Source organism: Leuconostoc sp. DB-1, assembly GCF_013414845.1.
GTDB lineage: Bacteria > Bacillota > Bacilli > Lactobacillales > Lactobacillaceae > Leuconostoc > Leuconostoc mesenteroides.
Genome location: NZ_JABFNJ010000001.1, coordinates 342424 through 358127, shown reverse-complemented (window position 1 = coordinate 358127; position 15704 = coordinate 342424). Strand labels below are relative to the sequence as shown.

General features: G+C 37.6%; 15 protein-coding genes, 1 tRNA gene and 2 pseudogenes. 3 read left to right on the top strand and 15 right to left on the bottom strand.

Going from position 1 to position 15704, the window contains the following annotated elements; translation table 11 throughout:
• Window positions 1-77 precede the first annotated feature (77 nt).
• Window positions 78-150 (top strand) — tRNA-Arg (locus HFP47_RS01725).
• Between the two features lie 32 nt (window positions 151-182).
• Here HFP47_RS01725 and HFP47_RS01720 read toward each other — a convergent pair.
• From HFP47_RS01720 to HFP47_RS01710, 3 genes are all read right to left on the bottom strand, one after another.
• Window positions 183-797, bottom strand: coding sequence for an ECF transporter S component (locus HFP47_RS01720; RefSeq protein ID WP_011679435.1), 615 nt, complete (start codon window positions 795-797; stop codon window positions 183-185).
• Between the two features lie 105 nt (window positions 798-902).
• Window positions 903-1565 (bottom strand): ABC transporter ATP-binding protein, encoded by a 663-nt coding sequence (locus HFP47_RS01715; protein ID WP_011679434.1) that lies wholly within the window; start codon window positions 1563-1565, stop codon window positions 903-905.
• Between the two features lie 60 nt (window positions 1566-1625).
• The gene (locus tag HFP47_RS01710) at window positions 1626-3101 is read right to left on the bottom strand and encodes an ABC transporter permease (protein ID WP_179875947.1); all 1476 of its coding nucleotides are present in this window, start codon (window positions 3099-3101) and stop codon (window positions 1626-1628) included.
• Window positions 3102-3272: 171 nt separating this feature from the next.
• Between HFP47_RS01710 and mscL the strand changes: the two genes are divergently transcribed.
• On the top strand, window positions 3273-3656 hold the full coding sequence (gene mscL / locus HFP47_RS01705) for a large-conductance mechanosensitive channel protein MscL (RefSeq protein ID WP_011679432.1): 384 nt from the start codon (window positions 3273-3275) through the stop codon (window positions 3654-3656).
• A gap of 33 nt (window positions 3657-3689) precedes the next feature.
• On the opposite strand, the gene HFP47_RS01700 is transcribed toward mscL, so the two are convergent.
• From HFP47_RS01700 to racE, 9 genes and pseudogenes are all read right to left on the bottom strand, one after another.
• Entirely contained in the window at window positions 3690-4322 is a 633-nt protein-coding gene (locus HFP47_RS01700) for a deoxynucleoside kinase (protein WP_004164424.1), read from the bottom strand.
• A 240-nt stretch (window positions 4323-4562) separates the two neighbouring features.
• On the bottom strand, window positions 4563-5153 hold the full coding sequence (ruvA, locus tag HFP47_RS01695; RefSeq protein ID WP_042252816.1) for a Holliday junction branch migration protein RuvA: 591 nt from the start codon (window positions 5151-5153) through the stop codon (window positions 4563-4565).
• Window positions 5154-5228: 75 nt separating this feature from the next.
• On the bottom strand, window positions 5229-6347 hold the full coding sequence (locus tag HFP47_RS01690; protein ID WP_223317043.1) for a glycerophosphodiester phosphodiesterase: 1119 nt from the start codon (window positions 6345-6347) through the stop codon (window positions 5229-5231).
• A 109-nt stretch (window positions 6348-6456) separates the two neighbouring features.
• On the bottom strand, window positions 6457-7518 hold the full coding sequence (gene queA / locus HFP47_RS01685; protein WP_025267876.1) for a tRNA preQ1(34) S-adenosylmethionine ribosyltransferase-isomerase QueA: 1062 nt from the start codon (window positions 7516-7518) through the stop codon (window positions 6457-6459).
• Between the two features lie 109 nt (window positions 7519-7627).
• Complete coding sequence (locus tag HFP47_RS01680) at window positions 7628-8485, bottom strand: metallophosphoesterase family protein (protein WP_042252814.1); 858 nt, start codon at window positions 8483-8485, stop codon at window positions 7628-7630.
• Window positions 8482-9537, bottom strand: a complete 1056-nt coding sequence (ruvB, locus tag HFP47_RS01675) for a Holliday junction branch migration DNA helicase RuvB (protein WP_011679427.1) — start codon at window positions 9535-9537, stop codon at window positions 8482-8484. Before ruvB ends, HFP47_RS01680 begins: the two co-directional genes overlap by 4 nt.
• Before the next feature lie 135 nt (window positions 9538-9672).
• The gene (locus tag HFP47_RS01670; protein WP_014324436.1) at window positions 9673-10209 is read right to left on the bottom strand and encodes a YfcE family phosphodiesterase; all 537 of its coding nucleotides are present in this window, start codon (window positions 10207-10209) and stop codon (window positions 9673-9675) included.
• Window positions 10209-10813 (bottom strand): annotated as a pseudogene (locus HFP47_RS10490) (XTP/dITP diphosphatase). Before HFP47_RS10490 ends, HFP47_RS01670 begins: the two are co-directional and overlap by 1 nt.
• A pseudogene (gene racE / locus HFP47_RS10485) lies at window positions 10810-11684 on the bottom strand (glutamate racemase). The pseudogenes HFP47_RS10490 and racE overlap by 4 nt, the downstream one beginning before the upstream one ends.
• A gap of 48 nt (window positions 11685-11732) precedes the next feature.
• On the opposite strand from racE, the gene HFP47_RS01655 reads away from it, so the two are divergent.
• The gene (locus tag HFP47_RS01655; RefSeq protein ID WP_011679423.1) at window positions 11733-12446 is read left to right on the top strand and encodes a YslB family protein; all 714 of its coding nucleotides are present in this window, start codon (window positions 11733-11735) and stop codon (window positions 12444-12446) included.
• Window positions 12447-12795: 349 nt separating this feature from the next.
• Here HFP47_RS01655 and rplS read toward each other — a convergent pair whose 3' ends face one another.
• From rplS to HFP47_RS01640, 3 genes are all read right to left on the bottom strand, one after another.
• The gene (rplS, locus tag HFP47_RS01650; RefSeq protein ID WP_004164446.1) at window positions 12796-13155 is read right to left on the bottom strand and encodes a 50S ribosomal protein L19; all 360 of its coding nucleotides are present in this window, start codon (window positions 13153-13155) and stop codon (window positions 12796-12798) included.
• A gap of 123 nt (window positions 13156-13278) precedes the next feature.
• Window positions 13279-14979: a phospho-sugar mutase gene (locus tag HFP47_RS01645; RefSeq protein ID WP_042252811.1), complete on the bottom strand. Its 1701-nt coding sequence runs from the start codon at window positions 14977-14979 to the stop codon at window positions 13279-13281.
• A 42-nt stretch (window positions 14980-15021) separates the two neighbouring features.
• Entirely contained in the window at window positions 15022-15681 is a 660-nt protein-coding gene (locus HFP47_RS01640; protein WP_011679421.1) for a DedA family protein, read from the bottom strand.
• Window positions 15682-15704: the final 23 nt, after the last annotated feature.

Here is a 15704-nt window from a genome sequence, read left to right as displayed (position 1 = left end):
TATATCATATCATAGAGCAACATTATTCATTTAACATTTGTTTTTGTCACCAAATATCGGTATAATTTATGAGTACTGCGTCTATAGTTCAACGGGATAGAACAAGAACCTCCTAAGTTTTAGCTCCCAGTTCGAGTCTGGGTGGACGCATCAGAAAAGGGTGCCGATTTGGCACCCTTTTTCTATCCTATTATATTCGCTCGTTCGGCTATTGGTAATAATACACTACCAATTATACTGACTAGAATAAATCCTACAATCATTTCAAACAAGGCATTAAATGATACAATGCTAATCAGCCAAGCTAAGATATTGTGCGTTGGTACACCCGTGAAGTTAGTATGCATAATGGTAAAACCTAACGTGGTTAGCAAAACAACCCCTACTGTGTTGATTAAAGCTGCGGTTGTACCTAATACCCCTAACCCAACCGTCCGAATCGCTGTAGACTGGTTTCGTAGTAGCTTATTAAAGAGATAGCCAATAATCAAACCAACTAAAACACGTGGAATAATGGCAGTCAAAGGATTTTGAAACATTAAAGAACCTATCGTTCCTGGATGAGTGATGGCATTTGCAAATGATAATAATCCCCACCAGCAGCCAACAATTGCGCCATATTTTGGACCTAAAATAATGCTAGCAATGGCAACGGTAAATTGAATAATCGTCACTGAAGCGCCAACAATAAATGCCCCAAGGGGTAATAACCCAAGCCAAGGAACAAAAATTTGTAAAAATACAATTGCGATAAAAAGTGTCGTTATTACGAAATAACGTGTTTTTTGATTGATCATTATAGACTCCCCAATAATTGCATATGCCCTAAACTATATAGATACATCATTAATTTGTCAATAAAAAAAGCACTAACTTTTGATGATAGCGCTCTTTGTTGATTGTTATTCTACAATTGTGAACTGACGATTTTTCAAACTAATTTGCACATCGGCTGCTTGAGCCACATTGGGTTCGTGTGTAACCAAAATAACTGTTTTACCAACTTCATGTGCCAGTTCTTGGAAAATTTTGATAACTTCTTGTGTATTTTCCTCATCCAGATTACCTGTTGGCTCATCAGCAATAACTATTTTAGCATCTACAGCCAAAGCTCGTGCAATGGCCACTCGTTGTTGCTGCCCACCTGACAACTGCTGAACATTTTTATCTGCCAACGTACGGTTAATACCAAGCTTCTCTAAGGTTGCATAAATATAATCCTTGTCGCCAGTATGCTTTGATTTGGTCATCGACAATGCTGATGATACATTTTGTGCGGCCGTCATATAATTTAAGAGATTATATGATTGGAAAATGATTGCAACCTTTTGATTCCGGTATTTGGTTAATCCATACTTACTAATGTTCTCACCATCTAGCGTAATCGTCCCTTCTGATGGTGTGTCTAAACCTGCTAAAAAACTAAGCAGTGTTGTTTTACCAGAACCAGATTGTCCGACTATACTGTACAATGTTTTCGGTTCAAATGACATATTAATATGTTCATATAGTGGCTTTTCCTGTGCATTATATTGATGTGTTAAATCTTTTATTGCCAATGTCATTAATAATTCTCCTTCTGATTAGCCATTAAGGCGCATGAATAATTTTGCAATAGTTTTACTTTATTCATTTGACAAAATCTTTTTTGGCTTTAAGCGGAAAATTGGTGTTGATCCAGCGACGACAGCAATCGCAATGATTCCCAAACCTAAGCCACCAAGTTCAGCCATTGACTTTGCGCTAATCTTTGTTTTTAGGTTGCTTACTTGACTGCCACTAGCTGTCATACTAGTTTGACCACTTCTACCAGCGCCAGAAGGTGCTGATCCACCGCCGCCACCTGATTGTTGTCCACCACCGCCACCAAACCCAGCGCCGGTGCTAGTTGATTGCGTAGCAGTAGTTTGTTGTGAAACAAGTTGCTTCCCTACCGCACTTCCTACAAAGTTTCCAGCAACTCCTGCAATCACTAGAGACAATACTAATACCGCAAATAATTCTGAGAAAAGTTGAAGCACAATTTTAAATTTACTTTCTCCTAATGCCATCAAGACACCAATCTCATGACGACGTTCACGAATCATCAAAACGGTAATTAATGCCAAAATAATCGTACCAGCAATACCAACAATCCAAACAATCTTATTGGCAAAACTTTGAACATTCTTCATAGGCTTCATCAACAAAGCATAAGTTTCCGAGCTAGATGTCAAACTGAAACTGCTTGAAATTAGCTTTTTAGCTTGCTTTGTAAATGCCTTTTCTTTAGATGAATCTGTTAATGTGTAAACAACACTTGTTACAGATGTTGTGTCACCATTAACTGTTCCTGCAAATGTATAACTTGTATAGATTGTATTTGATGGATCACTCATATTTGGTCCACCTTGACTTGATGATGATGTCTTTGCTTTGTAAATACCCACAACATTTAATGTATAAGTTTTTGCATCATCGTCTGTTGTTTTAACCTTAATGGTGCTACCAACTTTTAAGCTGTTGCTTGTTGCCAATTCACTTTCGATCACAACATTATTAGTATTTTTATCGGCGGCGGTAATACCGCGACCTGATGTGATTTTATAACTTTTTGATTTGAAGTTAGTTTCGGCAGCTGTTGTTGACACACCACTAATTGTTATATCACCGCTGTTTGATGAACCACCGAATCCACCTTGACCACCGCCGCCACTTGATGAGGATGTTGTAACCGCTGAAAAGCCACTAGCGTTTACTGAAGCACTATTACTATATTGATAACCAGTCACATTACTCAAAGCAGCAATTTTTTCAGCCGTTTTAATTTTTACACTTGGCATTGTAATGGCAGCCGGTGCTGCATTAGACGATGAGCTACTTGATGAAGACGAACTGCTTTGACTTTTGCGCATTGAGGCAAAAGCTTTTTCACGGTCTGCACTTAAAGTAACCGTCGTACCTGCCGAATTTTTAGCGCTATTCGTTGCTTGAATAGCAGCGCTTTGTATGATGATACCTGCCAATACAAATATCATAATGGCACTCATTACCAGTGTAATCAACGCTGTACGCCCTATTTTTTGCCGTAAATAGAGCCCAGCCCGTTTGATAAAATCCATAATAATGCTCCTTAACATTTCTTAATATTGGTAATTTAGCACTTCTAAATTAAATTCAAATCAATTAAACGAAAATTAAAGTATCATAGTATTCGTTTTTTTGGCAAAAATCTGCATTTATTGTATAATTTAATCAAGAATAATTTTAAAGAGAATAGAGGAGCAAACTTAATGTTATCGGAATTCAAAGCTTTTATTATGCGAGGAAATGTACTTGACTTGGCAGTTGGTGTCATTATTGGTGGCGCCTTTACTGGATTAGTTAAATCATTAACAACTAACTTAATCGGTCCAATCATTGCATTTGCAACTGGCGGAACAACAGACTTAGACCAATTGCAGCTTGTCATTACAAAAACGTTAACATTTAAATATGGTGCTTTCTTAAATGACGTAATTAATTTTTTGATTACTGCTTTCGTTGTATTCCTGATTGTTAAGTTTATTAACCGCTTGTTTAAAGCTAACAAACAAGAAGAAGCAAAAGCTAATCCTGAATTAGAGATTTTAACAGAAATCCGTGACTTGTTAGATGCTGAGAAAAAGGCTCAATAAAAAAGAAGTTCAAATTTGAACTTCTTTTTTTATTTATCGAATAGCCTTTAGTGCATCATCAATTTGTTCCAAAATAATCTTTTGGTTATCTGCTTGCTCAAGATCATAAGTCTGCAAATCGATTTTAATTTTTGGAGATGCATCATAAGCATCGAACCAATCACGATAGGCTGACCACATTTTATAATAATAGGCTCTTAAACCTTCATTATTATCAAATTGTTCATAATCACGACCACGCTTTTTAATACGGTATAAAATGGTTTCAAAATCAGTTTCAGCGTATACCATCAAATCAGGAGCTTTTTTAGGCATTTTTTGTAGTTCAACCATCATATTATCTAATAGGCTGGTATAAACGTCCATCTCAGAGTCAGAGATATTACCATCTTTGTGGTTTTCTTCTGTAAACAAAGCATCTTCATAAATTGAACGATCAAGCACATTATTATCATCCGCCAACGCTTGCTTAATCATGTCGAAACGACGATTTAAAAAGTATATTTGCAACAAGAAACCATATTGCTTTGGATCAGAGTAATAAAGCGGTAAAACGGGATTATCGCCTACCGGTTCATAAAATGCTTTCGTATTCATATGCTTTGCAATCAAACTTGTGAGTGTTGTTTTACCAACACCGATCATACCCGCAGTAATAATCACCATGACAACCTTCTTCCTGATGTTTTCATTATTTTGACTTGAAAATTAGTTTAAATCAGCCATTTTCAAGTAATCGCTGGTGAGCGACTTTTGTCATATCTGATTAATCCTCGCAAAATATTCAGAGGTATTTTCAGTATTTCAGACAATGTTTATTATATCAAATACATCCTTCAAAATAAATGCAGACTACTTCAAATGCCTATCAATTTATTCTACAAAAAAACATCCTCACGGATGTTTTTATTTAACCAACAGCTTTAAAGCTGAGCGAATATATCCATCTGTAGTATCGCTATTACGACCAATAATCTGAGCGACCGCTTTCACATCTTTAGCTGTGTAGCCAAGTGCTAATAGTGCTTCAAGCGCATCATCCAAGGCTTGCGATTGTTCTGGATTGCTTGTAGAATCAACCATACCTGTTTTAGATGCTAACTCATCTAACTTCCCTTTCAAATCCAAAACAATTTGCTGCGCCGTTTTCTTTCCGACACCAGGGAATTGTGTCAAATAAGCCACATTATCATTTTCAACTGCACTAATAAGACCCTCGGCGTCCCCGTTTGCCAAAATGGCTAAGGCACTTTTAGGCCCAATCCCTGACACATTTAATAGTTTATTAAACAAGGCTTTCTCATCAGCATCAATAAATCCATATAAGCTGATGTCATTTTCACGAACAATTTGCTGTACATAGACATGCGATTCCACATTCTCCTCAAAACGATAAGGATTAGCACTGTACAGGCGATATCCCACGCCACTTCGGGATGCAATCACAATATACGATGGTGTGATATTTGTGATTAGCCCATTAATATACTCATACATTTACGCAATAACTCTCTTTCAAATGGTTTCTTTTAGTTTAGCATAAAACGCACATAGCACTCACCCTAAAATAAATCAGTTTAAACTAAAACTGTTAGCATCCGTCGTAATTTCATCAACACCTAGTCCAATATAATAAGGGAACTCTGACGGTGATATTGTCCAAACATTTAGTCGTCGCCCTTGCTGTCTGAGCGCTTGAATTGTTTGACTCGTTAATTTTTTCCCGTTAATATCCAGCCCTGCTTTGGGCCCTAATTCGTTTAATTTTTCAGACAACTGCACTGGATCACTAGCCGAATCCCATAAAAGTTCGAGCGAAATCTTTTTGTCTAGTGCATATACGTGTTTTAAGGCTTCACACTGCAGGCTAATTATCGTACTGTTGTTATACAATCCTGCATTTTTAACTGCAGCAATTAAATTTTGAACATCACCATCGCTCATTTGACTAGCCGGCTGTTTAATTTCAATAATTGGCCGTAAATTATTATTAGACATCTCAGTTAAATACTCTTTTAAGGTTGGCAAAGTTAGTGATTGATATTTTCCAACATTAACACCAGAATCAATATGATATTGTTTAATCTGAGCTAAGGTTAAGTCTTTAATAGCACCATGACCGTTAGTCATACGATCAATAGTACCATCATGGCTCACAACCCACTGCTTGTCTTTTGTAAGCCAAATATCTGTCTCCGCACCATAACTACCTTTAGCTAATTGAAACGCTGGTATTGAATTCTCAGGTGCTAAATTTGACGCCCCACGGTGAGCAATTAGCTTTGTTTGAAAATTACCATTAACACGGTATTGAACGCTCCCATCAGAAGCAAGGTAATACGTATGCTTATCAACTGACTTCAATTGATTTTTAACAGCAAGGTTTGTTACTGAATCAAAATAATAAGTTTTTGATCCAATCGTTTGTAAACCACTTTGACGTTTGCCATCTTTAAAAAAATACTTTCCAGTTCCATCATCTAAATAACCGTTAGCCGGTTCAGCCGTCTTATAATAACTGCCATTCACATAGCCAGAGTGCGGCGTTTGGCCTACCGAACCATTTTCAATTTGTGTTAGCACTACTTTTTCTAACATTGAAGGTGGCTCCACAGAGCCCGCTTCCGAATTCACAATTTTGGTAAAAAGCATGCCCGATATCAATGCACACAAACCTAAAATAAATCTCATGTTACCCCCGTTGTTACTCTTTATAGCATTCTACTTTGATAAACAGATACACAAATAAAAAATACGTCTGAGAGTCAGATGTATTTTTTTTTCGTTTTGTTCGTCTTTATTATTTATGAATAAACATCGCGTCTCCAAAACTGAAGAAGCGATACTGATCATCAACCGCATGTTTATAAGCATTCAAAATATTATCACGCCCAGTAAAAGCAGCGACTAACATGACCAGTGTTGATTTAGGCAAATGGAAGTTAGTTATAAAGGCATCTACAACTGTCCAGTTGTATCCTGGTTTAATAAAAATATCCGTCCAACCTGAATCAGCGGTCAGGTCACCATTAAACTTAGTACCAATAGTTTCAAGGGTACGTATTGACGTCGTACCGGTAGCAATGATACGCCCACCGTGTTTTCTAACCGAATTCAATTCATCCGCAGCTTCTTGGCTGAGTTGGTAAAATTCCGAATGCATTTTATGATCTTCAATATTTTCTTCATCGACAGGCCGGAACGTTCCAAGACCTACATGAAGCGTTAATTCGACCGTTTTAACACCTTTGGCACGAACCCTATCTAACAACTCAGGTGTCCAATGTAGCCCTGCTGTTGGTGCTGCTGCTGAACCATCAACCTTTGAATATACCGTTTGATAACGTTCTTGATCGTCAAGCTTTTCTTTAATATAAGGTGGTAATGGCATTTCGCCCAACTGATCAAGTAGCTCCATGAAGATGCCATCATAATGAAATTCAATATATCGACCACCATGTTCTAATTCACCAACAACTGTTGCGGTCATAATCGGATTTTCAATATCATCACCAAAAACAATGGTTGACCCAACGGGTGATTTTTTCGCTGGTTTAACTAACGTCTCCCATACATCACCATGATCTTGACGAAGTAGTAAGACTTCAGCATGTCCACCAGTTTCCGGACGTGCGCCGTGTAAACGTGCTGGTAAAACACGTGAATTATTCATGACAATAGCATCCCCAGGATTCAAGTAATCTAATATGTCATAGAAATGTTTATCCTCATAACCACCAGTTTTAGCGTTCAATGCTAATAATCTCGAAGCATCACGTTGCTTCAACGGTGTTTGTGCAATTAACGCCTCTGGTAAATCATAATCAAAATCTGATAATGTATATTTTTTTTCTTCTGCCATAATGATATCTAATCCCTTTAAAAATAATCTAATTTCCATTGTAACATACTTGTTTGCAAAGAAAAAAGCCATTGCACTGGCTTAACAAATGAAAAAATTAGAAAACACTTTATACACTGCCGGTGTTACCACTGAGACCTGTTTTCTTTTCGAATTCAAAGCCAGTTTGCGCTACTTTTTCAAGTTCATCGGCAGTCAACACTTTATTTACATTTGGAATTTCAAGTTGCTCCAAGACATCAGCATATGTCAAATCATGTTGATTCAAATGATCAACTAATAAAGCTAATTCATGACGCTGTGTAGCGGTCGGTTTATTAATTGTTATCATTTCATCGAAAGCTCGCTCAACAGACCGATCATAACGCTTGTTATCGGACTCAATTGCATATTCATTTTGAATTTTGTCCAATCTGTCCGTCAGTTCTTCAGTTAGTTCATCAAAAGTAAGCGGTTGGCCGAAACGTCTTTTTTGCATAAACGAGGAATCAAGCGATAAATTCACCATACCAGCTTGTTTGTATTCTGCTTCATGAATATGTCCGTGAACAGATAAAATGGGGTATGGCAAATCAATTGCATAATGGCTCATCCATACATTAATACCATTGATTTTTATAGCCTTAGCAGTTTCAATATATTCAATAATGTTTGTTTCCGGTGTCTTTATTGCTGCTTTAATTTGATCTGAATGATCGTGATTCCCTTTAAAGAACACTTTTTTACCTTTTAGACGACTAAGTTGTGCTACAAAATCCTGTTTCTTGCGAAACATGCCCAAATCGCCAAGAAAATGAACTGTGTCCTCATCCGTTACAGTTTCGTTCCAAGTATCCTCAAGATATCGATCCATATTTTCAATCGTTGGCTCTATATTTAATGCTTGCAGTGATACTGCCCGTGATTTATCAAAATATAGAATTTTTTCATGATTGAAATGTGTGTCTGAAATAATAAAATTTGTCATAATTTCCTTTGATAGGCGTGCCCTAAATGAGTGTACCCCGCTTCAGTGACAACACGTCCACGCGGTGTGCGCTGCAAAAAACCAATCTGCAATAAATATGGTTCAACCATTGCCTCTAATGTTTCTGACTCTTCACCAATATTAGCAGCTATTGTATTTAACCCAACCGGCCCACCTTTATAATATTCGATCATTGTTTCTAAAAGCTTATGATCGGTTTCGTCAAGACCTCTATTGTCAACGCGCAATTTATCCAAACCAATAGTCACAATATTCTTGTCAATTGCATCTTTTCCCTCGACCTGAGCAAAATCACGGACGCGTTTCAACAAACGATTGGCGATACGAGGTGTGCCACGAGAGCGCAGCGATATTTCATATGCACCTTCCGATTTAATTGGTGCATTAAAGATGTCTGCCGTGCGAACGACTATTTGCTGTAATTCTTCTGGAGTATAGTATTGTAGCGAGTTAATAATGCCAAATCGATCACGAAGTGGCTTGGATAACATACCAGGACGCGTGGTTGCCCCGATTAAAGTAAATGGCGGCAACGGAAAATGAACTGGACGCGCCGTTGGCCCCTGACCAACCATAATATCAACAAAATAATCTTCCATTGCTGAATACATTATTTCCTCAATATTAGTAGGAATTCGATGTATTTCATCAATAAACAAGATATCCCCCGGCTCCAGTTCATTCAGTAATGCTACCAAATCACCTGGCTTTTCAATAGCAGGACCCGATGTTGTTTTAATATTAACATTCATCTCATTAGCAATAATCATCGCTAGCGTTGTTTTACCTAATCCTGGTGGTCCAAAAAGCAATACATGATCCAATGCTTCTTCACGTTGCTTTGCTGCCGAAATATAAACATTTAACTCTTCTTTTAACGCCTCTTGCCCAATATACTCACGCAAAAATTGCGGACGCAATGATAATTCACTACGCTGTTCTTCATCATTGGCAGCTGCGTCACGTAATAAATGATCTACTTCGGTGTCTTGTTCATACCATTGATTAAATTGTGGGTTATCTTCTGTCATAGCTAGTCCTATATTATACACGTTCGATGATGTGGTTATGTTTTTGAACATCATACTGTTTAATATGACGTAATAAAAACTCCTTAAGCTTATAAGTAAATTATAACAAAAGGAGTTTTTATGTTTTAAAAAATTTTATCGATTTACTGTCACAGTTAAATCAGGCACGGCCTGATGCTGACGTGTGTAAAACGTTACGATATACTTATCATCTGTTACTTCTAGAACCGCATAAGTTCCACCAAGGTCCGCACGTGACCCCTTTGGCAGGGTTGTTGAACCTGGATTGATAAATAACTTATGATCATATGAAACAGCCCCTTCTTTGTGTGTATGACCAAACAAAACAACTTGTGCATGGGCATCATTTGCAGCTTCGTTCATCGAATCCAAATTAGCCCATTTTAATATTGCCGTCGCATTGTAAAGGTGACCGTGGGTTTGAAAAAAAGTTATACCATCAATAACCGTTGAACGTGCTTCAGCAAAATCAGGATCATCATCCATGTTACCGATTACCGTAGAAACACCCGCAAAAATGTCATCATCAGCGTTCAATTCAGAATCACCATTGTAAAAAATGCCATCAACTTTATCTCGCCACTGAGCCAAAATATCTACTAAAATTTTTCGATCACTGTGTATATCTGAAACAATTAAAAATTTAACCATTATTCTCCTTTCAACCAAACTGGTAATTTTTACCGAGTTCTTGCAGTGCTAAACCACGATGACTAATTGTATTTTTTTCACTTGCAGACATTTCTGCAAAGGTTTTGTTCATGCTGGGTACAAAAAATATTGGATCATATCCAAATCCATCTTGTCCGCGTTCACTTTCTGTTATATAGCCATCTACTTGTCCGTTAACTATTAGGTTTGATCCCTTAGGACTATGTAAAGCGATAACGCTATTGAAGTGTGCTGTTCGCTGCTCGTTAGGAACCTTAGCTAACTTTTGCAAAACTTTATCAATATTTGCTTGATCATCGTGATCACCAGCATAACGTGCTGAATAAACTCCAGGTTCACCATTTAAAGCATCCACTGACATACCAGAGTCATCAGCCAAAATGTAATCATTAGGGGCAACTTTAGCAATCGTTTCAACTTTCTTCACAGCGTTTTCTTCAAATGTTGTCCCATCTTCAACAATTTCGGGAACATCCCCTATTTCTTGAAGTGAAACGACAGGTAAGTCAATACTTATTGACGCCAGTAAGGCTTCAATTTCAGTTATTTTATGAGTATTATTGCTCGCTATAATTAGCTTCACTTTTCTTCCTCCAAATGGTCCCCAACAATATTAAGGTGGCGCACATCTAACTCATGATTTCGTGCTAACCAACTACTAGCAATCGTTTTGAATTTTAGTTTATCACCTGTCGTGTTATAAATATCATCGCTATGATTGTGTTTCACTTCTGAATGAATGTCGAGTTCATCCAAATATTGTTTCATCACCGCAACCGTCTTGGCGCCAGAATCAACTAGTGTAACATCCGATCCGACTGCTTCTTGAATAAAAGGCGTCAGTAATGGAAAATGAGTACACCCCAAGATTAGCGTGTCAATATTTGCCTCTTTGAAGGCACTCAAATGATGGGCAATTACCTCGCGGGCTTCATCGCTCTGATAGAGATTATTTTCCACTAAAGTAACAAATTCAGGCTCAGCTTGCGAAGTAATCTGAACATTATTGTCAATTGCTAACATTTTTTCATTGTAGACTTGCGATTCGACAGTTCCTTGAGTTGCAATCAATCCAATTTTTTATTTTGACTAATTGAAACGGCCGCTTCTGCGCCTGGTTGAATGACACCAATGACTGGAATACATAATTGTTCTCGTAATTGTGATAAAGCTCTAGCAGTGGCAGTATTACAAGCAATGACCAACATTTTGATATTTTGCTCATTTACCAGATAATGAGCCATTTGAAAAGTATAGTCAATAACTTCTTTTTCGGAGCGCGGTCCATATGGCATACGTGCCGTATCACCAATATAAATTAATTGTTCGTTCGGTAATTGCTTCTGGGATTCTTTGACAACAGTTAGGCCACCAATACCAGAGTCAACTAGCCCAATAGGATTATTTTTTATCATATAATTAATTATGACGAGGATAATAAAAAATGCAAGCATTTGAGCACTAATTTTGTGTATAATGAAATGAAAGGATTTTCGTCAACCATGGATATCAACGATTACGATAAAATTTTACAAACAAACTTTCAAGTAAACAGTTTTGCACTCAGTTTGCTACGGGACGGTCTCTTAAAGAATTTACTTCAAGAAGACTATCCGCATATTTTATACTGGGCCGGTAAAGAAATTGCACGTCAGTTTCCAACTGACACACTGTCGACAGTAAAAGAGTTTTTTGCCAACGCTGCCTTTGGTGATTTAGAAATTAAATCACAAAATAGCAAGAACCAACGTTGGGAATTAACTGGCGATTTAGTGCGACAACGTCTTGCGTTAAATAAAAATGCTGATTTTAGTTTAGAGGCCGGCTTTTTAGCACAACAGCTTGAAGTACAAACTGGTGCCATTGCAGAAGCCAATTTCAAGTATTTGAAGAAAAACGAAGGCGTTTCTTTTGAAGTAATCACTGACCTATCTGAAACAGTTAATGTTGATGATCTTAGGCAACGTGCAGCTGCACGAGATTCTTTCTTAGATCGAACACATGCTACAACAGAAAAAGCTACCGTTGTGGAAGTACGCGATAACGACGATATTTCACGTGAACAGTCTATCACAGACTCCTTGTTAGCTTTTAAGTTTGATGAAACCGTCATGCCTACAGAAGAAAGTTCTGGGTTAAGTGCTTTATCTGGTGAAGAAATTGATCCATTTAATGTGCCAACATCTACAGAAAACTCACAGTCCCCTTTTAAATAATAAAAAACCGTTAACGACAGCGTTAGCGGTTTTTTTATTACATTTCGATACTTTTTTGCAAACAAAAACCCCTGACCGAAGAGGGGGGTTGGTCAGGGGGTTGATAACATAAGTTATCGGTGTATCAATCAACAATTGGGGGAGCTGATTGATGCATTACTGGGGGAAGTAATGAAACTCAAATGTTATTTGAGTATATGTCTATTATAGACTAATTCATTCGTAATAATGTGTCTGGATTTTGACAAAAGTATTACGCGACAATGACATAATATTTAGTGAAGTAAATAACTTTTTAAGGAATAATTAACAAAAAAAGGCATCTCCGAAGAAATACCTTTTACATACCTTAAACGTCGCGGCGACGTTCTTTAATACGAGCTGCCTTACCTTGCAAAGCACGCAAGTAGTACAACTTTGCACGGCGTACTTGACCAAAGCGAGTAACTTCAATCTTTTCAACACGTGGTGAGTGTAATGGGAATGTACGTTCCACACCAACACCTGAAGAAATCTTACGAACTGTATAAGTTGCTTGGATGCCAGCGCCCTTGCGCTTAATAACAACACCTTCAAACAACTGAACACGTTCACGTGAACCTTCAACGATCTTGGCATACACCTTAACAGTGTCTCCTGCACGGAAAGCAGGAATGTCAGTACGTAATTGTGCTGATGTAACGTTTTCTAAAATAGTATTTTGACGCATTGGTCATTCTCCTGATCGACAATCATACACTTGCCCTTAGGCTAAACGCACAGCGGATTATCGTTAATGTGGGCTTTGATAGCCAACAGTAATTATAGCAAATTATAATTTTTATGTCTAGTATTATTTTGCGCGCTTCATTAAATCGGCGGAAATAATATCAATTTTAGCTTGTGATTCTTGTTGTGACTCAGATTCAACCCCAATGTAGAACTTTAGCTTAGGTTCTGTGCCTGATGGTCGTAAGGCCACCCAAGAACCATCATCCAACCAATACTTTAACACATTTGCTTTTGGTTGAGATAACTTAGCCGTTGATCCATCTTTGTTTATTTCGACTGAGGTTGAAAAGTCTTGCACGCGTGCAACTTTTACTCCGCCAATTTCAGCGGGTTGGTTATCACGAAAGCCAGCTATAATTGCCGCCATTTCATCATTGCCATGAATTCCTGGGAAATCTAAGCTAATTGTTTTCTCTTCAAAGTATCCAAATTTCTCAAATAATTCATACAATCCATCTGCGAAAGTCTTCCCTTGTGACTTGTAGTATGCAGCTACCTCTGCAAATAATACCAATGCTTGAATGGCATCTTTATCATGAGAGAATGGCTTGACCAAGTAGCCAAAACTTTCTTCAAAACCAAACAAAAATGTATTGGATTTTGTTTCCTCAAATTGATCAATCGTAGCTGCAATATATTTAAACCCAGTTAACACATCAGCTGTTTCAACACCAAAGCTTTCAGCAACCTTTGACGCAAAGCGTGACGATACAATTGATGTCACAATCGACCCATTAGTTGGCAAAGTGTTTGTGTCTTTTTTAGCTGTTAATAAGTAGTTAACCAACACAGCGGCAATTTGATTTCCTGTCAAAATTTGGAATGTACCATCCGCTAGTTTAACAGCAGCCCCCATACGATCAGCGTCAGGATCTGTTGCTACAACAGCATCTGCCCCATCACGCTTAGCATATTCAATAGCTAATGATAACGCGGCAGCATCTTCCGGATTAGGTTTTTTAACCGTTGGAAAATCACCATCAATAACAGCTTGTTCTTTTACAATTGTGTAATTTGTGAAACCTGCCTGCTGCAATGCTTTTTCACCAATGTATTGCCCTGTTCCGTGTAGCGGTGAATAAACAAACTTTAGCGAAGCACCCTCTTTGGCAACAAGGTCAGCGTTAACCGTCACTGTTTCCATCTTCTTCAAATATTTATTATCAATTTCATCATCAATAATTTGTACATTTTTGTTGTCTTCGTCTAATGCGATATTAAAAATATCAGTAATGTTCGCCAGTTCGTTAACCACAGCATCAACTGCTTCTGGAACCATTTGACCGCCATCTTCTCCATAAACCTTGTAACCGTTATATTCTTTAGGATTATGTGATGCAGTGATCATAATGCCAGCGAAAGCGTGTAATTCACGTACAGTAAATGACAATTCTGGTGTTGGACGCAACGAACTAAAAAGGAAACTCTTAATTCCGTGTGCCGACAATACTTGTGCCGCATTTGAAGCAAATTCAGGCGAAAAATGACGCGAATCAAAACTGATTGCTACGCCACGCTTTTTTGCATCTGATCCTTGCTCATCAATGTAACGCGCCAAAGCTTCAGTTACTTGACGAACTGTGAAAACATTCATGCGGTTTGTCCCTGCACCCAATACACCGCGCATTCCAGCTGTACCAAAACTTAGATTTTGATAAAAAGCGTCTTCCTGCTGGTCTGGTGTGTATTTTTCTAAATCAGCAGCCAAATAATCTGGTAAAGTCGCTTCTTGCCATTTTGTAAGTGCTTCTTTATAACTCATGATTTACCTTCTTCTTTCGTAATTTCTTAAATTATAACAAATTTATTTTCGAATAAACAATTGAATAATGCGTTGCCGACATTTAGGACTGCGTAAAATCACTATAAATACTACAGCCATTATAATGATTAAGGCAATTGAAATTCGTCTTGGAATTTCAAGATGACCAATAAAATAACCTATTGAAACCATGACTAGTGACCACAGAAAACTAGCAAAGGCTGACATCCGTAAGTAATTTAAAAATGCTAACCCTAAACGGTGAGCTAATAGTGGCACCGCAACACGAATAAAAGGTAAAAAACGTCCCAAGACAATAAATAACAACCAGCGTTTTGGATGAAAATTGCCTGCGATTTGTTCAACTAACTCACCATGTACATGTTTTTTAATAATTGGAATTTTACCAAATTGCTTTGTAATATAGGCGCCAAACCAGTAATTAACACCATCCCCCAAAAAGGACGCAACGGCAAAAACTAAAATAACTAGCCCCAATTCAAAAATATTGTGATGTGTCCCTGCCAAGCCTCCGACTGTAATCAAAATAGCATCTCCAGGAATAAATCCTGTTAGAATACCTGCCGTTTCAACAAAGATTAGTAAAAACATCACAATGAAAGTTGATATAGAAAATTCAGTGTCGCTTCCAATTAGATGGGTAATCCACTCTGGCATCGTTGCTAATATATTTATAAACATTTCCCCTCCAAAATGTCATATTA